Origin of the sequence: Streptomyces sp. NPDC001373 (assembly GCF_042895815.1) — a bacterium.
Classification (GTDB): domain Bacteria; phylum Actinomycetota; class Actinomycetes; order Streptomycetales; family Streptomycetaceae; genus Streptomyces.
Genome location: NZ_JBIAWQ010000001.1, coordinates 503,809 through 522,692 on the forward strand (window position 1 = coordinate 503,809; position 18,884 = coordinate 522,692).

The 18,884-nt window shown below is 70.1% G+C and carries 20 protein-coding genes and 3 pseudogenes; 15 read left to right on the forward strand and 8 right to left on the reverse strand.

Annotation, left to right across the window (positions count from 1 at the left end):
* Positions 1 to 102 precede the first annotated feature (102 nt).
* From ACFY15_RS02405 to ACFY15_RS02415, 3 genes are all read right to left on the reverse strand, one after another.
* Complete coding sequence (locus ACFY15_RS02405; protein WP_390685291.1) at positions 103 to 705, reverse strand: GNAT family N-acetyltransferase; 603 nt, start codon at positions 703 to 705, stop codon at positions 103 to 105.
* Between the two features lie 119 nt (positions 706 to 824).
* Complete coding sequence (locus tag ACFY15_RS02410; protein ID WP_390685290.1) at positions 825 to 1,874, reverse strand: family 2 encapsulin nanocompartment cargo protein polyprenyl transferase; 1,050 nt, start codon at positions 1,872 to 1,874, stop codon at positions 825 to 827.
* A complete protein-coding gene (locus ACFY15_RS02415) occupies positions 1,874 to 3,280 on the reverse strand; it encodes a family 2B encapsulin nanocompartment shell protein (protein WP_390685289.1) in 1,407 nt (468 codons plus the stop codon). The genes ACFY15_RS02410 and ACFY15_RS02415 overlap by 1 nt, the downstream gene beginning before the upstream one ends.
* A 169-nt stretch (positions 3,281 to 3,449) precedes the next feature.
* Between ACFY15_RS02415 and ACFY15_RS02420 the strand changes: the two genes are divergently transcribed.
* The 7 genes and pseudogenes from ACFY15_RS02420 to ACFY15_RS02450 form a co-directional block, all read left to right on the forward strand.
* Complete coding sequence (locus tag ACFY15_RS02420; protein WP_390685288.1) at positions 3,450 to 3,911, forward strand: RrF2 family transcriptional regulator; 462 nt, start codon at positions 3,450 to 3,452, stop codon at positions 3,909 to 3,911.
* A gap of 98 nt (positions 3,912 to 4,009) precedes the next feature.
* Positions 4,010 to 5,200 carry a globin domain-containing protein gene (locus ACFY15_RS02425; protein ID WP_390685287.1) on the forward strand — a complete coding sequence of 397 codons (1,191 nt, stop codon included), beginning with the start codon at positions 4,010 to 4,012 and terminating at the stop codon, positions 5,198 to 5,200.
* Positions 5,201 to 5,291: 91 nt separating this feature from the next.
* A complete protein-coding gene (locus ACFY15_RS02430; protein WP_390685286.1) occupies positions 5,292 to 5,882 on the forward strand; it encodes an N-acetylmuramoyl-L-alanine amidase in 591 nt (196 codons plus the stop codon).
* Positions 5,883 to 5,993: 111 nt separating this feature from the next.
* Positions 5,994 to 6,128 (forward strand): annotated as a pseudogene (locus tag ACFY15_RS02435) (1-aminocyclopropane-1-carboxylate deaminase); the annotation flags it as partial.
* Between the two features lie 76 nt (positions 6,129 to 6,204).
* Positions 6,205 to 6,978 (forward strand): recombinase family protein, encoded by a 774-nt coding sequence (locus ACFY15_RS02440; RefSeq protein ID WP_390824893.1) that lies wholly within the window; start codon positions 6,205 to 6,207, stop codon positions 6,976 to 6,978.
* 174 nt (positions 6,979 to 7,152) lie between these two features.
* Complete coding sequence (locus tag ACFY15_RS02445) at positions 7,153 to 7,716, forward strand: hypothetical protein (protein ID WP_390824894.1); 564 nt, start codon at positions 7,153 to 7,155, stop codon at positions 7,714 to 7,716.
* A gap of 246 nt (positions 7,717 to 7,962) precedes the next feature.
* Positions 7,963 to 8,458: pseudogene (locus ACFY15_RS02450) on the forward strand (transposase); the annotation flags it as partial.
* Positions 8,459 to 8,559: 101 nt separating this feature from the next.
* Here the strand turns inward: ACFY15_RS02450 and ACFY15_RS02455 are convergent.
* Positions 8,560 to 9,126, reverse strand: a complete 567-nt coding sequence (locus ACFY15_RS02455; protein ID WP_390824895.1) for a hypothetical protein — start codon at positions 9,124 to 9,126, stop codon at positions 8,560 to 8,562.
* Between the two features lie 182 nt (positions 9,127 to 9,308).
* On the opposite strand from ACFY15_RS02455, the pseudogene ACFY15_RS02460 reads away from it, so the two are divergent.
* Positions 9,309 to 9,886 (forward strand): annotated as a pseudogene (locus ACFY15_RS02460) (recombinase family protein).
* Between the two features lie 308 nt (positions 9,887 to 10,194).
* Here ACFY15_RS02460 and ACFY15_RS02465 read toward each other — a convergent pair.
* Both ACFY15_RS02465 and ACFY15_RS02470 read right to left on the reverse strand, forming a co-directional pair.
* Complete coding sequence (locus ACFY15_RS02465) at positions 10,195 to 10,665, reverse strand: NUDIX domain-containing protein (protein WP_390824896.1); 471 nt, start codon at positions 10,663 to 10,665, stop codon at positions 10,195 to 10,197.
* Between the two features lie 3 nt (positions 10,666 to 10,668).
* Positions 10,669 to 11,409 carry a DUF5919 domain-containing protein gene (locus tag ACFY15_RS02470; RefSeq protein ID WP_390824897.1) on the reverse strand — a complete coding sequence of 247 codons (741 nt, stop codon included), beginning with the start codon at positions 11,407 to 11,409 and terminating at the stop codon, positions 10,669 to 10,671.
* A 309-nt stretch (positions 11,410 to 11,718) separates the two neighbouring features.
* On the opposite strand from ACFY15_RS02470, the gene ACFY15_RS02475 reads away from it, so the two are divergent.
* Positions 11,719 to 11,946, forward strand: coding sequence for a hypothetical protein (locus ACFY15_RS02475; protein WP_390824898.1), 228 nt, complete (start codon positions 11,719 to 11,721; stop codon positions 11,944 to 11,946).
* A gap of 132 nt (positions 11,947 to 12,078) precedes the next feature.
* On the forward strand, positions 12,079 to 13,032 hold the full coding sequence (locus ACFY15_RS02480) for a 1-aminocyclopropane-1-carboxylate deaminase/D-cysteine desulfhydrase (RefSeq protein ID WP_390824899.1): 954 nt from the start codon (positions 12,079 to 12,081) through the stop codon (positions 13,030 to 13,032).
* Positions 13,033 to 13,073: 41 nt separating this feature from the next.
* Here the strand turns inward: ACFY15_RS02480 and ACFY15_RS02485 are convergent, their stop codons facing one another.
* The gene (locus ACFY15_RS02485) at positions 13,074 to 14,657 is read right to left on the reverse strand and encodes a Na+/H+ antiporter (protein WP_390685284.1); all 1,584 of its coding nucleotides are present in this window, start codon (positions 14,655 to 14,657) and stop codon (positions 13,074 to 13,076) included.
* Positions 14,658 to 14,722: 65 nt separating this feature from the next.
* On the opposite strand from ACFY15_RS02485, the gene ACFY15_RS02490 reads away from it, so the two are divergent.
* The 3 genes from ACFY15_RS02490 to ACFY15_RS02500 all read left to right on the forward strand — a co-directional run bounded on the left by ACFY15_RS02490 (position 14,723) and on the right by ACFY15_RS02500 (position 16,609).
* Positions 14,723 to 14,983: a UBP-type zinc finger domain-containing protein gene (locus tag ACFY15_RS02490; protein ID WP_390685283.1), complete on the forward strand. Its 261-nt coding sequence runs from the start codon at positions 14,723 to 14,725 to the stop codon at positions 14,981 to 14,983.
* 214 nt (positions 14,984 to 15,197) lie between these two features.
* Positions 15,198 to 15,611 (forward strand): anti-sigma regulatory factor, encoded by a 414-nt coding sequence (locus tag ACFY15_RS02495; protein WP_362064397.1) that lies wholly within the window; start codon positions 15,198 to 15,200, stop codon positions 15,609 to 15,611.
* 11 nt (positions 15,612 to 15,622) lie between these two features.
* Entirely contained in the window at positions 15,623 to 16,609 is a 987-nt protein-coding gene (locus ACFY15_RS02500; RefSeq protein WP_390685508.1) for an RNA polymerase sigma factor SigF, read from the forward strand.
* A gap of 31 nt (positions 16,610 to 16,640) precedes the next feature.
* Here ACFY15_RS02500 and ACFY15_RS02505 read toward each other — a convergent pair whose 3' ends face one another.
* Complete coding sequence (locus tag ACFY15_RS02505) at positions 16,641 to 17,111, reverse strand: hypothetical protein (protein WP_390685282.1); 471 nt, start codon at positions 17,109 to 17,111, stop codon at positions 16,641 to 16,643.
* An 85-nt stretch (positions 17,112 to 17,196) separates the two neighbouring features.
* Here ACFY15_RS02505 and ACFY15_RS02510 point away from each other — a divergent pair, with 85 nt between their 5' ends.
* Positions 17,197 to 18,162: a diacylglycerol/lipid kinase family protein gene (locus tag ACFY15_RS02510; protein ID WP_390685281.1), complete on the forward strand. Its 966-nt coding sequence runs from the start codon at positions 17,197 to 17,199 to the stop codon at positions 18,160 to 18,162.
* Between the two features lie 320 nt (positions 18,163 to 18,482).
* Positions 18,483 to 18,740: a WhiB family transcriptional regulator gene (locus ACFY15_RS02515; protein WP_003953983.1), complete on the forward strand. Its 258-nt coding sequence runs from the start codon at positions 18,483 to 18,485 to the stop codon at positions 18,738 to 18,740.
* The last annotated feature ends 144 nt before the right edge of the window (positions 18,741 to 18,884 follow it).

Genomic DNA, 18,884 nt, shown 5'->3' on the forward strand with positions numbered 1-18,884 from the left:
GAGATCTCTTCCGTCGGGGAAGTGCCACCGCATCGAGGCACGACAGTTAAAGTACTTCAGCTGTAGTGGTTAGGCAAGGGGTCGCGCGCGGACTCGGGCCCCCTACCCCCGGGGCTTGCGCCACATGGGCCACATCGGCGGACCGTCCGGCAGCTGCACCGTCTCGCCGGTGAACTCCCAGCCCAGCCGCTCGTACAGGCGCATGCTCCGCTCGCTGCTCGCCTCCAGGTACGCCGGGACCCCGTCCCGGTCGCAGCGCTCCAGCACCGGCCGGATCAGCTCCGTGCCCAGCCCCTCGCCCTGCCGGCCGGGTGCGACCGCGATCATCAGCAGGTACTCGTGCTCCTCGGTGGTGGGGTGGACCGCCCCGGTGAGCCGCCCGACGAGCTCGCACCGCTCGTTGCCGGGGTCGGCGACCGCGCGCATCCTCGCCGGGACGTCGTCCTCGGCGGCCCCGCCCTCCGGATCGCCGGCCGGGATCCGCAGCCACAGCGCGGCCGCCGAGCCGTCCGCGGCGTAGTCGATCCGACCCTCCGCCAGGGCGACGTCCACGAAGACGCCGAGGAACCTGCCGTGGACGGCGGCCCGGTGCACGGGGTCGGGAAAGACCCAGGAGCTGACCGGGTCGCTGCGGAAGGTCTCGTCCAGCAGGCGCGCGACGGCGTCCCGGTCCGACTGATCCGCCTGGCGTATCTCCAGCACCACAGGTCACACCCTTCACTCGCGTCAACTACCGCGAGCGATCCTAGAGTTGGTCCGAGCGCGCGAAAAGGCCTGTTCCGGCACCCCCGCGGTGCCGGAACAGGCCTCCCCCGCTCCCCCTGTTACCTCGTGCGGCGCGTCACGAACTCCGCGAGCGACAGCAGGCCGCCCGCCGCCGCCACGTCCGGCACCGCGCGGGACAGCTCCTGCACCGCCCGGCCCATCCGGTCGCCGGCGTGCGCCTGCGCCCAGTCCCGGCCGCCGGCCCGCTCCACGGCCCGGGCGGCCCGCCGTACGTCGTCCTCCCCGGTCATGGGGCCGGCGTACAGGGCCGCGAGTTCCTCCCCCGACTCGGTGCCCGAAGTGAGGGCGGCCACGACCGGGAGGGACTTCTTGCGGGCGAGCAGGTCGGCCCCGGCGGGCTTGCCGGTGTGCCCAGGGTCTCCCCAGATGCCGATCAGGTCGTCGATCAGCTGGAAGGCGAGGCCGGCCTCCCGGCCGAAGGCGTCCATCGCCTCGACCTCCTCCGGGCCGGCGCCCGCGTACAGCGCGCCGACCGCGCAGGCGCAGCCCAGGAGGGCGCCGGTCTTGGCCGTGGCCATGGCCAGGCACTCCTCCAGCGAGACGGACGCGCGCCGTTCGAAGGCGCAGTCCGCCTGCTGCCCCGCGCACAGCTCGACGATGCAGGCCGCGAGGCGGGCCGAGGCGCGCGCCGAGGCCGGGTGCGGGTCGTCGGCGAGCATCCGCAGGGCGAGGGCCATCATGGCGTCGCCCGCGAGGAGGGCGTCCGGGATCCCGAAGACGGCCCAGGCGGTGGGCCGTCCGCGCCGGCGGGAGTCGTTGTCGATGACGTCGTCGTGGAGCAGCGTGAAGTTGTGCGCGAGCTCCACGGCGGCCGCCGCCCTGAGGAGGGACTCCGGGTTGCCGCGGGGCCCGCCGAGGGCCCGCGCCGAGGCGAGGACGAGAGCCGGGCGGATGGCCTTGCCCGCGCCGACGGCGGCCGGGCTGCCGTCTTCGTACTCCCAGCCGAAGTGGTACATCGCCACGCGGCGCGTGGGGCCGGGCAGGCTCTCGACGGCACGGCGCAGCTCCGGGTCGACCGTCTCCTTCGTGCCCTCCAGCAGGGCGGCCGCCTCCTGCCCCTCGCCGGCGGCGATGGTCTGCGCGGCCATCAGCGGCGGCGGCCGATCTCGACGTTCTCCAGTACGCCGAGCGCGTCGGGGACGAGCACGGCGGCGGAGAAGTAGGCGGTGACCAGGTAGGACATGATCGCCTGCTCGCTGATGCCCATGAAGCGCACCGACATGCTCGGCTCGATCTCGTCGGGGATGCCGGGCTGGTGGAGCCCGATCACGCCCTGGTTCTCCTCGCCGGTGCGCATGCACAGGATGGACGTCGTACGGGCGTCGCTGACCGGGATCTTGTCGCACGGGAAGAGGGGGACGCCCCGCCAGGCCCGCACCCGGGTCCCGGCGACGTCGACGGTCTCGGGGTAGAGGCCGCGCCTGTTGCACTCGCGGCCGAAGGCGGCGATGGCCTTGGGGTGGGCGAGGAAGAGGTCGGAGTCGCGGCGCATGCTGAGCAGCGCGTCGAAGTCGTCGGGGGTGGGCGCGCCGTCGTGGGGCTGGATGCGCTGGTCGTAGTCGGCGTTGTGGAGCAGGCCGAAGTCGGGGTTGTTGAGCATCTCGTGCTCCTGGCGCTCCCGCAGCGCCTCGACCGTGAGCCGCAGCTGCTGCTCGGTCTGGTTCATCGGATGGTTGTAGAGGTCGGCGACGCGGGTGTGGACGCGCAGGACCGTCTGCGCGATGGAGAGCTCGTACTCGCGGGGGCGGGCCTCGTAGTCGACGAAGGTGCCGGGGAGGAGGGCCTCGCCGTGGTGGCCGGCCGAGAGGTCGATGGCGGCCTCGCCGTACTGGTTGGCGTTGCGCTCGGGCCGGGCCCGTTCGCGGTCGAGGTGGGCTCGCAGGGAGTCGGCGCGGTCGGCGAGGAGCCGGAAGTCCCGGCGGGTCAGGACGAGGGCGGTGCCCGGGGTGACGGCGCGGGCGGTGTACTCCCAGATGGCCTCGTCGTCGGTGAGGGCGTCCTCGCCGAAGTAGGCGCCGTCGGCGACGGTGCGCAGGACGGCGTCGTCACCGTAGAGGCCGGGGCCGATCTGGTCGACGCGGCCGTGGGCGAGGAGGAAGACCTGGTCGGCGGGGCTGCCGAAGGAGGTGAGCTCCTGGCCGGCCTCGAAGTCGACCTGCCGGCAGCGCGCGGCGAGTTCGGTGAGGACCTCCTCGTCGCCATAGTCGCGCAGCAGGGGCAGCTCGCCGAGTTCGGCGGGGATGACCTGGACCCGGCTGCCCGTCTTGACGAACTCCACGATGCCGTTGCCGACGGAGTAGCTGAGGCGGCGGTTGAGGCGGTAGGTGCCTCCCTGCACCGAGACCCACGGGAGCATCCGCAGCAGCCACCGCGAGGTGATCTCCTGCATCTGCGGGGCGGACTTGGTGGTGCTGGCCAAGTTCCGCGCGGCCGCGGTTCCGAGACTGCGCTGCGGCGTCTGGGCTTCGGTTTCGGAGCCCGCCTGGACCGACATGTCTTCGCCTTTCGATCACTCCATGGTCTGCGGTGGAGAAGCCTTTCAGCACGCAGCGCGGTCGGACCATTACACAAAAGGGTGGGACTACTCCGGGCCCGGCTGGGCATCCGCCAGGGTTCGCATCATTAACTTGCATCTTCGATGCCATTTTTTCTACGCTACCGCCATGCGGCTGACCCGATTCACCGACCTGGCGCTGCGCGTCCTGATGCGCCTGGCGGTCGAGGACGCGGAACTCCCCACCACCCGCGAGGTGGCGGCGACCATGGAGGTTCCGTACACCCACACCGCCAAGGTGGTCGCCCGACTCCAGCACCTCGGCCTGGTCGAGGCGCGGCGCGGCCGCGGCGGCGGGCTGGCCCTCACCGCGGCCGGACGCGTCGCCTCGGTGGGCGGCGTGGTGCGGGAGCTGGAGGGCGCGGGGGACGTGGTGGAGTGCGAAGGCGCCACCCCCTGCCCGCTGCGCGGGGCGTGCGTCCTGCGCGGCGCGCTGCGCCGGGCCCAGGAGGCCTTCTTCGCCGCACTGGACCCGCTCACGGTCGACGAGCTGGTGGCCGCCCCCACGGGCCCCGTCCTGCTCGGCATCGCGGGCGCCGCCCGCGGCCCGGCCGGGAGGCCGACCCCCTAGACCCGCCCCGAACGGACCTCCGCACCCGGCGGAGGGCTCCGCCGCAACTTTAAATACGAACCTCACATACCAATTAACGACCCACGCGAGGAGCACCCATGCTGTCCGAGAAGTCGGCCGCGACCGTACGCGCCACCCTGCCCGCCGTCGGGGCGGCCATAGGCGACATCACGGAGCTGTTCTACGAGAAGCTGTTCGCGGCCCACCCGGCGCTCCTGCGCGACCTGTTCAACCGGGGCAACCAGAACGCCGGCCTCCAGAAGCAGGCCCTCGCCGGCTCCATCGCGGCCTTCGCCACCCACCTCCTGGAGCACCCGGACACCCGCCCGGACGTGATGCTCGGCCGCATCGCCCACAAGCACGCGTCCCTCGGCGTCACCCGCGAGCAGTACCCGGTCGTCCACCTGCACCTCTTCGAGGCCATAACCGAGGTCCTCGGCGAGGCCGTCACCCCGGAGGTCGCCGAGGCCTGGGACGAGGTCTACTGGCTGATGGCGAACGCCCTCATCGCCATCGAGGAGCGCCTCTACGCCGAACAGCAGGTCCTGGCCGGCGACGTCTGGCGGGAGTGGACCGTGGCCGCGCGGATCGAGGAGACCGCCGACTGCACCACCTTCCACCTCACCCCCGCGGACGGCGCCCCCGCCCCCGGCTTCAAGCCCGGCCAGTACGTCTCCGTCCAGACCGAACTGCCCGACGGCGCGCGCCAGATCCGCCAGTACAGCCTCTCCGGCTCCCCCGGCTCCGCCGTCCGCGCCATCACGGTCAAGCGGGTCCACGGCACCGGCGGCCCCGACGGCGAGGTCTCCCACCACCTCCACACCCGCGTGCGCACCGGCGACACCCTGCGCGTCTCGGCCCCGTACGGCGACCTGGTCCTGCGGGACTCCGCCGCACCGGTGCTGCTCGCCTCCGCCGGCATCGGCTGCACCCCGATGCTCTCGATGCTGGAGCACCTGGCCGAAACCGGCCACCCCGCCCCCGTCACCGTCCTGCACGCCGACCGCACGCCCGCCGACCACGCCCTGCGCTCCGACCACCGCGCCCTGGCGCAGAAGCTCCCCGACGCCTCGGCCCGCTTCTGGTACGAGTCCGACGCCGAGCCGGGCGACGAGACCGGGCTCCTCGACCTGGCCGGCATCCCCGTCGCCCCCGGCACCCAGGCCTACCTCTGCGGTCCGCTCCCCTTCATGCGGTCCGTCCGCGAGCAGCTGATCGCCAAGGGCCTCCCGGCGTCCGACATCCACTACGAGGTCTTCGGACCGGACCTCTGGCTCGCCTCGGTGTGACGACTGGCCGAAACACGCCCTAGTCGCGGAAGGGCCACCTCCACTACACCGGTACGTAACGAACCGAGCACGTACCGTAAGGGAGGCGGCCATGTCCGCACCCATGTCCGCGGACCGCTTCATCAACGCCCTGCGCGCCGAAGGCCTGACCGTCGTCGAGGTCGGGAACTGGCGCGTACACAACCGCAACCACCGCGGGCCATGGGGGCCGGTGCACGGGGTGATGATCCACCACACCGTCACCAGCGGCGCCTCCTACACCGTGGAACTCTGCCGCGACGGGGACCGGGCCCTGCCCGGTCCCCTCTGCCACGGGGTCATCACCAAGGACGGCCGCGTCCACCTCGTCGGCTACGGCCGCGCCAACCACGCCGGCGCCGGCGACTCCGACGTCCTGGCGGCGGTCATCGCCGAGCGGCGCCTCCCCCCGGCCCACCGCGCCGACACCGACGGCAACCGCTACTTCTACGGCTTCGAGTGCGAGAACCTCGGCGACGGCGAGGACCCCTGGCCGGCCGTCCAGCTGGACGCCATCGCCCGCGCGGCGGCGGCCGTCTGCCGGTTCCACGGCTGGACGTCCCCGTCGGTCATCGGCCACCTCGAATGGCAGCCGGGCAAGATCGACCCCAGGGGGTTCACGATGCAGTCCCTGCGCGACCGCGTCGCGGAGCGCCTGAAGTAGCCCGTCCCGCGCCCCCGCCCCGCGCCCGCCCTTCCCACGGGTGCGGGCGCGGCTCCCGCGTGCGGCGGCGGGGCCGCCGCCGCCCACAATGGGAGGGTGGACCACCCCGCCGGCCGCGACGCCCTCCTGCACCCCCGCCCGCCCTCCCCCGTACGGGAGGTCCGCGACGAGCGGTTCGAACGGCACGGCGTGCGGCTGCTGCTCAAGCGGGACGACCTCGTGCACCCGGAGCTCCCCGAGAGTAAACCCACTGGTGTTTGCGGGCCTGACCAGCAGAAATAATCGGTTTGGCCCGTGATCGCCCCAACCTAGGGTGACTCTCATGGGCATAGCGACCGACCCGGCCAAGTTGTGTGACCTCTACCTGCGCCGCACCTTGCAGGACAACAAGGACACCTTGAAGGCGCACGAACGCGACCTCAGGGACCGGGCACAGCGCGAAGGACTGACCGTCCGGGAGGTCTGGACAGACGAGGCGTCGGCCTTCAAGGCCGGCGTCACGCGCGAGAAGTTCGACAAGGCGATTGCCGCCGTGGTCGTCGGCGAGGTCCGCCACCTCCTGGTGTGGGAGCTGGACCGCCTGAGCCGTCGTGGCATGCGGCAGGTGGGCGACGTACTCGACACGTTCGAACCTTCACCGCGCTGGAGCCAGGGCAGTGGACTAACGATCGGGGCTATGTGGCTCTGGCAAGACTTCGATCACTTGGCCTTCGACTTCGCCGAAGGGATGCGGCCAACGGAGGACTTCCGAAGCGACGAGCAGTTCACTGCTGTGGCCGATGCCCTGGCCCTTGAAGCCGCCCAACATGTGCAGGACATCCGATCTCGATTCTCCGGTCTCGACAAGGTCACAGAATGCCTACTGCAACGGCCTGACCGGTCCGGCTATCTCTGGGAGAACTTCAACGCTGGCGTAGCAGCAGCTCTCATGGGGCAACCCGAGGCTGCCCGTCAGAGACTCCAGAAGGTCTTGGATGAGGACCCGATGTCTGAGTGGATTCGCGAGGCGCAACAGACGGCACGCGACGTGTCAGCCATGGCGCACGACACGCTCGCCGTACAGGAGTGGGCGCAAACCAGGGTCTCATCGTGTTGATCCAAGCTCCGTCAAAGGGCTGTCCCGAAATCCAGTGCCGGGCTGGGGCGCCACTACCTCAGGGCGGGAGGTGGAGGCTAATGGCCTGGCACTTGCGTTTGGTGCCTGCCCCGGGAAGAGTTTCGCGGACGCCGTTCGGGGCGAAGTCGTGAGGGCAGGGGCAGAGAGATGTGTGTGATAGATGCGGCGGTCAAAGAGGCTGCCGTTTCCCGGTTCCTCCGCGAGTATCCACAGATGGAGCGAGCTGCATGCGACCACCCCGCACTGCTGGGCTGCACGGATGTCGACTGGTCGCAGATTCCCGGGTGCCCTGCCGGGATCCCGGTCCTGCTCCGCAGTCTCCTGGATGAGGTATCCGGCCCCGCGGCTCTGCCCGTACTGGAAAACGTCCTGATGAACAACGTCTTCCACGTGAGCGCCGTGATGCCGGCCGTCCTACCCTTCCTGATCCGCCTGGCAGCTGTCCCTGACATCGCGGTGCGGCCCGACCTGGTAGAACTCTTGGTCCTTGCCGCGGAACTGTCTCTGCCCGTCAACGCCGACGATGAACGCCAGGTGATGATGTTCGGGAAGGATTGCGATCACCCGGAACGCGAGTGGTGCAGGGCTGCCTTCGCCTCACACGCTTCCGACCTGCACGCGTTGCTGGAGGAGGGGACCCTTCCGGACGGATTGATCAGCGTGGACGACCGCGAGTGTCTGCTCAGGGCTGTGGCACCGCAGCGATGTCCCTCCTGACTGCCCGCAGGCCGGCACTGCGGCCCGTGAAAAGATCTTGCGGTGTCTGGTGTGATTACGGCGTCGGAGCCTTCCTGGATAGTCATCCCGGGCCCTGTCGGTCCCGCCCGTGGCCGGGAAAATTGGGGCGGGTGTCCGTCCGGATGACGTCGATGGAGCTTGGTGCCGAACGTTGAGCCCGTTGGATAGTCGGACGTGGGGGCCAAGCGCAGGAGTCCAGTGTTGTTGCCATGAGCACGCAAGAGAGCCGAGCAGTCGAAGGACTACCGATACTCCACCAACCACCAGGTCGTCATTGACGCCGACACCCGACGCGTCGTCGTGGTCGGCCGGCCGTTGCCCGGCAACCGCAACGACTGCAAGGCGTGGGCGCTGTCCGGAGCCAAGGACGCAGTCGGCCGCACCACCGTAATCGCCGACGGCGGCCACCGAGGCACCGGCCTGGTCATCCCGCACCGCCGCGCGCGGGCAGAGCGAATTGCCGACTTGGAAGGAAGAGCACAACACTTCCCACCGCCAGGTCCGCGCCCGTGTCGAGCACGCCTTCGCCCGCATGAAGATCTGGAAGATCCTCCGAGACTGCCGATTGAAGGGTGACGGCGTCCATAACGCAATGAACGGAACCGCCCACCTGCACAACCTCACACTCGGCCGACAGGCAAGCCGAGTGGGCAGGAGCCGGTCACGGCCTACCGACTCAAAGATCTTTACGGGACAGCCCTTAGGGCTTTCAGAACAATAAGTTGCGTGGCCGCACTCTTGACATCGCAGCTCAGGCAAGGTGTTCGAGAGCAAGTTGATTCTCTGCAAGCCCTTAGCGCATGTCCCGCAAACCCTGCCGCTTTAGCCCATCGGGTGGTCCAGAAGCGCCTTCTGAATCGATGCGTAAAGCACTTGCGCCGCTACAGTTGACGTACGGACATCCAGGGTCCACTTCTGTCCGTCGCCCGGCATTAGGAACAACAAGGGGCTGCCGTCGCGAGGGTCAACCAACATGCGAGAGGTCCAGACATCCTGGCCCCCTTTCACTGCCGCCTTCTGGAAGTCGCCTTGCCCCTTCTCGTAGGCGTCAAAGTGCTCCAGAACGTCCCGAATGTCCTTGAGGTTCGGCACGGCAAGTTCGAATGAGTGAAGAGCCTTGTCTACAGGACTGGTGGCGACGGTTCCATCAACGGTCCACTTGATGAGGTCGGCGGCCCTCAGGAAGTCCCGCAACGCGGATGCGAACAGCAGAGCATCTGCCTCCTGAGCCAACCCTGCGCCAGAAGCTGGCGGCGTGTCACCGACAGGGTTCGCGAACGGCGGAGGGGCGCACACTCGCTCAGCTTGCAGCTCAACAGCAGTCAGCCACCGCATCAGGTGCCCTATTGCGCCGGCCTGGACAGTCACGCGCTCCGGTTTCATTGTCATGCACCCGCATGCTGCCAGCCTGCGGGCGGCAGCACACCAACAATTGCGAACATCTCAAAAACGATGGTTTGCGAGGCACCCGCCACAGAACCCCCGGGGCGCTCATCGTCGGGATCAAAACCCGTCTCAGAACAGCTCGGGAACCCTTGATGTCTTGAGATGAGTTCTGAGTCTATCCCTACATGACGACGACCTCAGGTCACCTGATCGGATACGCGCGAGTCTCTACCGACGAACAGGAAGCGCAGTTGCAGCACGGCGCGCTGACGGACGCCGGCTGCGCCCGGGTCTTCACGGACAAGGCGAGCGGCAAGAACACCGACCGCCCGGAGCTGACTGCCGCTCTGGACTACCTGCGTCCTGGGGACACCCTGTGCGTGTGAAGTTGGACCGGTTCGCTCGCTCGCTGATCGATCTCGTGACGCTGGTGGACTCGCTCGCTGCCCGTGGGATCGGCTTCAAGGTGCTGACAGGCGCGCTGGCGAGCATCGACCCGAACACCCCGGACGGGCGGCTCATGCTTCAGGTGGTGGGCGCCATGGCGAAGTTCGAGCGGAGCTTGATCAAGGAGCGCACCCGCGCCGGACTGGACGCTGCCCGCGCTCAGGGGCGTACCGGCGGACGTCCGGTGGTCATGGACGCGGACAAGCTCGCTGCTGCCAAGGCCCGCCGCGCGAAAGGGGATAGCGTCACTGCCATCGCCAAGGCGCTCGGGGTCTCCCGCGCGACGCTGTACCGGGCACTGGGTGGCTCGGCCTGAGGACGGCGGCAAGGCGTGTGCGGTGGTTCGGTGATTCTTGGGCTTTTTCTGTATGCATATAGAAACCTATAAGGAAAACCAAAAGTGCCTTAGAACCACCGAACCACCGCAGGGGGGTAGGGCAGCGTCAAAGTTCAGGTGGCACGGCTCCCAGCGATCCCGGCCCCAGCACGACAGAAACGCCCTGGGTGTACGCCCGTTTTTTGAGCGCCTACATGTGGTCTGGCCAGCGGCAACGCGTGGCCGAGGGCCCGAGAACGACCGCGGGAAGGCCCCTCCAACGCCTTGTTGGAACCTGCCAGAGCCCGCTAGCCGAGGTATGGGGCGGGGCGGCTCTCCAAGAAGTGCTGTACTCGCAGGCGTTGGGTGTGGTGCATGGGCAGGGCCCCCAGCTCAGCCGACTCCACGAAGCGGAGTTCCGTGCTCTCGTCCGAGATCGCCAGCGTGCCCCCGGTGATGCGGGCCGTGAAGCAGACGTTGAACTGGCGGCGGACCTCGCCGTCGCTGTACTCGATGATGTGCTTCGGGTCCGTGTAGGTGCCGACCAGTCCCGTGATCTCCACGTCGAGGCCCGTCTCCTCCTTGACCTCTCTGACGGCCGTGCCGGGGAGGGAGTCCGTGAGGTCCATCCCGCCGCCGGGGAGGGCCCACAGGTCGTTGTCGCGGCGCCGTTGCAGCAGGATGCGGCCCTGGTCGTCCGTGACGACGGCGGAGGCTGCCACGACCATGCTGTTCGGCGCGGGCGCGTGGGGATCGTCGTAGTACTCGGTCCGGGCCATCGGTCACTCCTCCACGGGACGGGCCGTCTCCCACACCGCATCGAAGCTCTCGGCGTAGGTGTCGAACATGCCCCCGGCTTCGTGGCGGCGAAGGTGCCACACGGGCGCACCGTACGCGTTCACACCCCAGACGTGGGCATTGATCAAGGCTTCGTCATCCGCCCGGTACAGGCTGTTGTAGAGGGTCGTGTCGTGCGTTCGAAGCTCGATGCCGGGAATGTCGGCCAAGGGTCGGTAGTGCATGAGGGCGAGACGGCAGCGGGATTCGATGCCGTGCCCGAATCTCTCTTCCTGTCCACGCTGCCTGACGTTCTCGCTGTCCGCGTCACCGATGGCGATCCGGACCGTACAGCCGTCGGCCGCACGTTCCCGAAGGAGTTCGTTCAGGCGGGGATACGCCTCGTGCAGGAACACCGCTGCGTAGACCAGCACGTCGATCCGCTCGCGAGCTGACGTCAGCAGGTCCACGAACACGGAAACGGGAAGGTCCGCTCGCTGGTCGTACAGCGCCACCAGTTCGGGACTGACGGCCCGCGCGGCACGGGCCTGTCTCAGCGCCGGCCATAGTGCGTGGACGTCCTCGCCCAGTGTCTCGGCAGCCAACAGCGCCGTTGCCCGTCGTGGGGTGCGTCCCAGGTTGACCCAGCGTTCGACGCTCTTCGGATCAACGCCCGTGGCGCTCGCCAGCGACGCATGGGTCCAGCCGCCGGATGCCATAAGGGCCCTTAACCGCTCGTTCTGCATAGGGACGTTCTACAGGTCGTGGGACGTCCCGAAGTGGGAAACGTACGAGGTTCCCCCGTCCTGATCACCACGGCGACGATCCCGGTACCAGCGAGATACGAAGGGATCCGGAATGGTGCGGGGACTGTGGCAGCAGGTCGAACAGCGTGATCCGTTTCCGGTGCCCGATCCCGATCCGACGGACCCGACGTGCGACGTGTGTGCGGCCCTGGTCGTTCAGCGCGCGGAGTGCTACCGGCTTCGGGACCTGTCAGGGGTCGTGGACTGCAACGTCGAGATCCGTCAGCACCCCCACACGAAGGTGAGCCGATGACCCGCGCCGTGCTGCGCTACGTCCCCCACACCATCCGGCACGCCCCAGAGGGCGGGGTGACCTACGAGGCGTTCTGCGTCGCCGAAGGCTGCGGAGCCGAGTCGGGCTCGCACGACGAACAGGAAGGGCCGCAGGACTGGGCGCTCCGGCACGCCGGGCGGACCGGGCACGACCTGTTCCGGCGCGTGTTCACCGATCACGCCCGGGTCAGCCGCGACGCGTAGACCCCGGCCCGCTGGGCGACGGCGAGCAAGGCAGTCCAGCGCGCCGGCTTCGGCCCCGCTCACACGACCCGAACCGTGTGGGCGGGGCTCTGACGTGCGACGGCGAGGACGGGCGCGCCCCACAATGGACGGGTGAACCGCCCCGCGAACCTTGACGTGCTCTTGCAGCCGCGCCCGCCGTCCCCATTGCAGGAGATCCATGACGAGCGGTTCGAGCGGCACGGCGTCCGCCTGCTGCTGAAGCGGGACGACCTGATCCACAGCACCATTCCGTGGGACACGGATCTGTTTGGACCAGTGGACCTGTACCCTCCGGGCAACAAGTGGCGCAAACTCGCGCCGAACCTCCGGGCGGCCCTGGCGGCCGGCCACGGCCGCCTCGCCACCTTCGGCGGCGCCTACTCCAACCACCTCCGGGCCACGGCGGCCGCCGGACGGCTCCTCGGCCTGGAGACGGTGGGCCTCGTCCGGGGCGACGAGCTCGCGGACCGCCCTCTGAACGACTCCCTCGCCCGCTGCGCGGCGGACGGGATGCGGCTGTGTTTCGTCACGCGCGCGGAGTACCGGCGCAAGGCGGAGCCGGAGGTCCTGGCCCGGCTGCTGGCCGCCGCCGGAGCCCCCGACGCGTACGTCGTCCCCGAGGGCGGCAGCAACGCCCTCGCCCTCACCGGGTGCGCGGAGCTCGGGCGCGAGCTGCGGGGCCTCTGCGACGTGGCCGCGGTGGCCTGCGGCACGGGCGGCACCCTGGCCGGCCTCGCGGCGGGACTGGCCCCCGGCCAGTCGGCCCTGGGCGTCCCCGTCCTGGCGGGGGGCTTCCTGGGGGCGGAGATACGTTCCCTCCAGGCGGCGGCCTTCGGGGGCCCGGTCGGCTCCTGGACCCTGGCCGAGGGCTACGACCACGGCGGCTACGCCCGCGTCCCCCGGCCCCTGGAGGCCTTCGCCGCGGACTTCGAGGCCCGCCACGGCGTCCCGGTGGAGCGCATCTACGTGGCGAAGCTCCTCTGGGCCCTGGAGGCCCTGACCGCCACCGGAGCCTTCTCCCCCGGCACGACCGTCACCGCGGTCGTCACGGGCCGGCCGTACTGACGGCCGGCCCGCTCGGGGCCGGCCCGCTCGGGGCCGACCCCTCAGGCGGTCTCCTCCCGGTACGCCGCCGCCTCCTCCAGGTCCAGCCTGCGCAGCAGCCCCCGCAGCATCTCGTCGTCGATGCGGCGGCCGTCGCGGAGGGTCACGAAAACCTCCCGCTCCGCCTCGATCATCTCCCGGGCCAGCCTGCGGTAGACGTCGTCCGCCGACTCCCCCGTCACCGGGTTGACCTCCCCCAGCCGCTCCCACACCGCGTTGCGGCGCCGCTCCAGGACCGTCCGCAGCCGGTCCGCCAGCGGCGGCGGCAGGGTGCTGTTCTCCGGGGCCTCCAGCAGCTCCGCCAGGCGTTCCTCCGCCGCCCGCGAGGCCTCGCTCTGGGCCTGGGCCTCCGCCAGGGTCTCCGCCCGGGTGTCGCGCGGCGGCAGCCGCAGTGCCCGGATCAGCGGCGGAAGGGTCAGGCCCTGCACGACCAGGGTGCCGATCACCGTGGTGAAGGTCAGGAAGAGGATCAGGTTGCGGTGCGGCACGCTCATCGGCACGGAGAACGCGATCGCGAGCGAGACCACCCCGCGCATGCCGGCCCACCCCACGATCACCGGGGACTTCCAGTCGGTGTCCGGCTCCCGCTCGCGGATCCGCTCCGACACCCACCGCGGCACGAAGGTCGCCGGGAACACCCAGACGAACCGCGCGAGCACCACCGCGAGGAACACCGCCACCGCGTACCAGGCCGCGGCCGGCCCCTCGTACTCGCTCAGCCCCCGCAGAACCACCGGCAGCTGGAGCCCGATCAGGGCGAAGACCACCGACTCCAGCACGAACGCGACGACCTTCCACACCGCCTCCTCCTGGAGCCGGGTCGCGAAGTCGACCTGCCAGTTCCGGTGCCCCAGGTACAGCGCGACGACCACCACCGCCAGCACGCCCGACGCGTGCACCCGCTCCGCCGCCGCGTACGCCACGAAGGGGATCAGCAGCGACAGCGTGTTCTGCAGCAGGGGCTCCCGCAGCCGCTTCCTCAACTGGTGGATCGGGACCATCAGCAGCAGGCCCACCCCGACCCCGCCCACCGCGGCCAGCAGGAACTCGGCGACCCCGCCCGCCCAGCCGGCGCTCACCCCGACCGCCGCGGCCAAGGCCACGTTGTAGGCGGTGATGGCGGTGGCGTCGTTCACCAGGGACTCGCCCTGGAGGATGGTCGTCACCCGGTTCGGCAGCCCCAGCCGCCGGGCGATCGCGGTCGCGGCGACCGCGTCCGGCGGGGCCACGACCGCGCCCAGCACCAGCGCCACCGGCAGCGTGACCCCGGGCACGACCAGGTACGTCACCCAGCCCACCGCCAGCGTCGCGAACAGCACGTACCCCACCGACAGCAGGGCGATCGGCCGCGCGTTGGCCCGCAGGTCCAGGTACGAGCTGTCCACCGCGGCCGTGTGCAGCAGCGGCGGGAGCAGCAGGGGCAGCACGATGTGCGGGTCGAGGACGTACGGGGGCACCCCCGGCAGGTACGCGGCGACGAGTCCCACGGCGACCAGCAGCAGCGGCGCCGGCACGGGCGTGCGCCGGGCCGCCCCCGCCACGGCGGTGCTCACCGCCACCAGCGCCACCAGCGGCAATACCTCCATCGAAGATCCGCCCCCATCCCTCGTCGCCGATGTCGCACCCGCACCCTGGCCGTAACCTGGCCATCATGAGCGAGTGCACCCACGTTGCCGAACTGCCGCGCCCCGAGCCGGTCCCGCTTGCGCTGACCTGCCCGGAATGTGAGGTGCTCGGCAGCCATCCCGTCCAGCTGCGCATGTGCCTCGGGTGCGGGTACGTGGGCTGTTGCGACAGCTCTCCCCACCGCCACGCCACCGCGCACCACCAGGAGACCGGTCATCCGGTGATGCGCAGCTTCGAACCGGGCGAGACGTGGCGTTGGTGTTTTGTCGACGGTTCGATCGTCTGAAGCGGGGTAGTTCAACCCTCCGCCGGTTCCCCCGATTTGGGCCCGCAGACCCCTAGCCACTGTGTGTACCCATGGGCTTACCATCAGTCACTGCACGGAGGCGGGGTCGGCCCGGCCGCTCCACAGCGGGCGTCATGAGGGGTGCCGCGACACGATCACCCGGATCGCGATAGCGTCACCGGCGAACAGAGCTCGTACCACCTTGGAGGTGAGGGTGTCCCAGATTGCAGGCGAGCCCGCGACCCAGGACTTCGTGGAAGTCCGGCTGCCGGCTGCGGGTGCCTACCTGTCGGTGCTGCGAACGGCCACGGCCGGTCTCGCGGCACGGTTGGACTTCACCCTCGACGAGATCGAGGACCTCCGCATCGCGGTGGACGAGGCCTGCGCGATCCTGCTCCAGCAGGCCGTGCCGGGCTCCGTCCTCAGCTGCGTCTTCCGGTTGATCGACGATTCACTGGAAGTGACCGTCTCCGCGCCCACCACCGACGGGCGCGCGCCGGAGCGGGACACGTTCGCGTGGACCGTGCTGTCGGCGCTGGCCGGCAAGGTCGAGGCGACGGTCGAGGACAACCGGACGGTGAGCATCAGCCTCTACAAACAGCGCGGCGCGGGGCCAGGCCCGGCGTGAACGGCGGGGAGATCCCGGTGCGGGGCGGGGATCGGCCCCGGGTACGGCATGAGGTCGACGGCGGCATCCCGGAACAGCACCACGCCCGGCCGCACCCGGCTGACGCGGATGCGGAAGACGGCTTTTTGGACTCGGCGGAGCGACGGGCGGGCCCTATGAGCGAGAACGAGCACGACCAACCACGGCCGCCGGAGGCCCTGGCCCCGGAGGCGGCGGACGAGGCGCACCCGGTGCTGCCGGATCCGCGGGACCGCAGTGGCGCGCGGGCCCTGTTCTTCGAGCTGCGCGAGCTGCCCGAGGGGTCACCGGAGCGGGCGGAGCTGCGCAACCGGCTGGTGCGGATGCACCTGCCGCTGGTCGAGCACCTGGCGCGGCGGTTCCGCAACCGCGGCGAGCCGCTGGACGACCTGACACAGGTCGCGACCATCGGCCTGATCAAGTCGGTGGACCGGTTCGACCCGGACCGGGGGGTGGAGTTCTCGACGTACGCCACCCCGACCGTGGTCGGGGAGATCAAGCGGCACTTCCGCGACAAGGGCTGGGCGGTGCGGGTGCCCCGGCGCCTCCAGGAACTGCGGCTCTCGCTGACCACGGCCACGGCGGAGCTGTCCCAGCAGCACGGCCGCTCCCCCACGGTGCACGAGCTGGCCGAGCGGCTGGGGATCTCCGAGGAGGAGGTGCTGGAAGGGCTGGAATCGGCCAATGCCTACAGCACGCTCTCGCTGGACGTGCCGGACACCGACGACGAGTCGCCGGCGGTGGCGGACACCCTCGGCTCGGAGGACGAGGCGCTGGAGGGCGTCGAGTACCGCGAGTCGCTCAAGCCGCTGCTGGAAGGGCTGCCGCCGCGGGAGAAGCGGATTCTGCTGCTCCGCTTCTTCGGGAACATGACCCAGTCGCAGATCGCCCAGGAGGTCGGCATCTCCCAGATGCACGTCTCCCGGCTGCTGGCCCGCACGCTGGCCCAGCTCCGCGACAAGCTCCTCGTCGAGGAGTGAGCGCGGGAGCGGTGGAGGGGTAACGGAGGGTTCATCGGGCCCGGTCGGCGGGTCCGATGCCCAGCGCCTCGGTCGCCGTCGGGTTCACCAGGAGCCCGACGACGGCCACCGCCGCCAGGGCCAGGGCCACGGCGGCGACGCTCATCGCACCGCCGGTGTTCCACAGGGTCCAGGCGACCGGCAGGGCCATCAGCTGGGTGATCAGCGCGGGGCCGCGGCTCCAGCGGCGGCCCAGGCGCAGCCCGCGCGCCGCGATCAGCGGGAGCGCGGCGAGGGCGAGGAGGGTCACTCCCCCGGTCTCGGCCTGCTGCGGGGAGTCGGGGCGGCCGGCGATGCCGACGAACAGCATGTAGACGCCGAGTCCGGCGAGGGCGAGGCCCTCCAGCGCGGTCAGCACGGCGGCTGCGGTCAGCCGGCCGGGCAGCGTCGTGGGCTCCGCGGTCGCGGCGACGGGGCCTTCGGGGGACGCGGCGGGGGTGCGGGGGCTCGGCTTCTTGCTCACCCCAGCAGGGTAGCCGCGGCGGGCCCGGCCCGGACGGGGACGGTCGGTAGGGGACGCGGGCGCGGGGGTGGGTAGTCTGGCGACCATGCGTGCACTTCTCGTGGCCAATCCAGCAGCGACGACCACCAGTGCGCGCACGCGCGACGTCCTCATCCATGCCCTGGCCAGCGAGATGAAGCTGGAGGCGGTGACCACCGAGTACCGGGGGCACGCCCGCGACCTGGGGCGCAAGGCCGCGCACGAGGGGCTCGACCTCGTGGTGGCGCTGGGCGGTGACGGCACCGTCAACGAGGTGGTCAACGGGCTCCTGCACGACGGGCCGGACCCGGAGAACCTGCCGCGGCTCGCGGTGGTCCCGGGCGGTTCCACGAACGTCTTCGCCCGTGCGCTCGGGCTGCCGAACGATTCGGTCGAGGCGACCGGCGCGCTGCTGGACGCGCTGCGCGAGCGCCGTGAGCGGACGGTGGGCCTGGGGCTGGCCGCGGGCGTTCCGGGGACGGAGGACGAGGGGGTCCCGTCGCGCTGGTTCACGTTCTGCGCGGGCTTCGGTTTCGACGCGGGCGTGGTGGGGCGGGTCGAGCAGCAGCGGGAGCGCGGCAAGCGTTCGACGCACGCCCTCTATGTACGACAGCTGATGCGGCAGTTCTGGGAGGAGCCCAACCGCCGGCACGGAACGATCACGCTGGAGCAGCCCGGGGCGGATCCGGTGACGGATCTGGTGCTGTCGATAGTCTGCAACACCTCTCCGTGGACGTACCTCGGAAATCGGCCCCTGTACGCCTCGCCGGAGGCCTCGTTCGATACCGCGCTTGACGTATTGGCGCTGGACCGTTTGTCAACTCCGGCCGTCGCGCGGTACGCGACACAGCTCCTGACCTCGACTCCTGAGCGCGGTCCGCACGGCAAGCACGCACTGTCCCTGCACGATCTGACCGACTTCACCTTGCATTCGAAGGTTCCGCTCCCTTTCCAGATGGACGGCGATCATCTCGGAGTGCGCACCAGCGTTCGGTTCACAGGCGTTCGCCGTGCACTGCGTGTGATTGTGTGAGTAGAAGAGCCCAAAGTCCTTTCAGTCGAACGTTTACACGCCGGTCCACCCCCAAGAACTAGGGCTGTGACCTAGTCGACACCGACGAATCCAAAAAAACTTTCCGGAAGGGGTTGTATCCCCGTCCGAGGTTTGCGAATCTCTACATGGCGATCGGGACAGCCCGCAGGACCCGGCACCCACACAGACCGCCAGAACCCCACCACGAATCTTCGGACCGCACCAGGCAACTGGGCGTCGGCCCTTCCCTCACGGGGGGATTCGTGAAAGCGTTCACATTCACAAGCACCCTGCCCGCAATACAAGGAGATGGAGCAGCCATGGACTGGCGTCACAACGCCGTTTGCCGCGAGGAAGACCCCGAGCTCTTCTTCCCCATCGGCAACACCGGTCCTGCGCTGCTGCAGATCGAGGAAGCCAAGGCCGTCTGCCGCCGTTGCCCCGTCATGGAGCAGTGCCTGCAGTGGGCGCTCGAGTCCGGTCAGGACTCCGGTGTCTGGGGCGGCCTGAGCGAGGACGAGCGCCGCGCCATGAAGCGCCGCGCCGCTCGCAACCGGGCGCGCAACGCCAGCGCCTGATATCGACTTTCGAGCCTCGACGCGCAGCGCGTAGTACCCATATAGCGCTCAGCAACGTGCTCTTGAGCCCCGGACCGATCACCCTTCGGTCCGGGGCTCAGTGCTTCCCCGACACCGGCCTGTCACGATGAGTGACGGACCCGT

Coding starts and splice junctions, on each gene's coding strand:
- ACFY15_RS02410 (WP_390685290.1), bottom strand. CDS start 1,874: ATGGCCGCGCAGACCATCGCCGCCGGCGAGGGGCAGGAGGCGGCCGCC.
- ACFY15_RS02415 (WP_390685289.1), bottom strand. CDS start 3,280: ATGTCGGTCCAGGCGGGCTCCGAAACCGAAGCCCAGACGCCGCAGCGC.
- ACFY15_RS02420 (WP_390685288.1), top strand. CDS start 3,450: ATGCGGCTGACCCGATTCACCGACCTGGCGCTGCGCGTCCTGATGCGC.
- ACFY15_RS02425 (WP_390685287.1), top strand. CDS start 4,010: ATGCTGTCCGAGAAGTCGGCCGCGACCGTACGCGCCACCCTGCCCGCC.
- ACFY15_RS02430 (WP_390685286.1), top strand. CDS start 5,292: ATGTCCGCACCCATGTCCGCGGACCGCTTCATCAACGCCCTGCGCGCC.
- ACFY15_RS02440 (WP_390824893.1), top strand. CDS start 6,205: ATGGGCATAGCGACCGACCCGGCCAAGTTGTGTGACCTCTACCTGCGC.
- ACFY15_RS02455 (WP_390824895.1), bottom strand. CDS start 9,126: ATGACAATGAAACCGGAGCGCGTGACTGTCCAGGCCGGCGCAATAGGG.
- ACFY15_RS02465 (WP_390824896.1), bottom strand. CDS start 10,665: ATGGCCCGGACCGAGTACTACGACGATCCCCACGCGCCCGCGCCGAAC.
- ACFY15_RS02470 (WP_390824897.1), bottom strand. CDS start 11,409: ATGCAGAACGAGCGGTTAAGGGCCCTTATGGCATCCGGCGGCTGGACC.
- ACFY15_RS02475 (WP_390824898.1), top strand. CDS start 11,719: ATGACCCGCGCCGTGCTGCGCTACGTCCCCCACACCATCCGGCACGCC.
- ACFY15_RS02485 (WP_390685284.1), bottom strand. CDS start 14,657: ATGGAGGTATTGCCGCTGGTGGCGCTGGTGGCGGTGAGCACCGCCGTG.
- ACFY15_RS02490 (WP_390685283.1), top strand. CDS start 14,723: ATGAGCGAGTGCACCCACGTTGCCGAACTGCCGCGCCCCGAGCCGGTC.
- ACFY15_RS02510 (WP_390685281.1), top strand. CDS start 17,197: ATGCGTGCACTTCTCGTGGCCAATCCAGCAGCGACGACCACCAGTGCG.
- ACFY15_RS02515 (WP_003953983.1), top strand. CDS start 18,483: ATGGACTGGCGTCACAACGCCGTTTGCCGCGAGGAAGACCCCGAGCTC.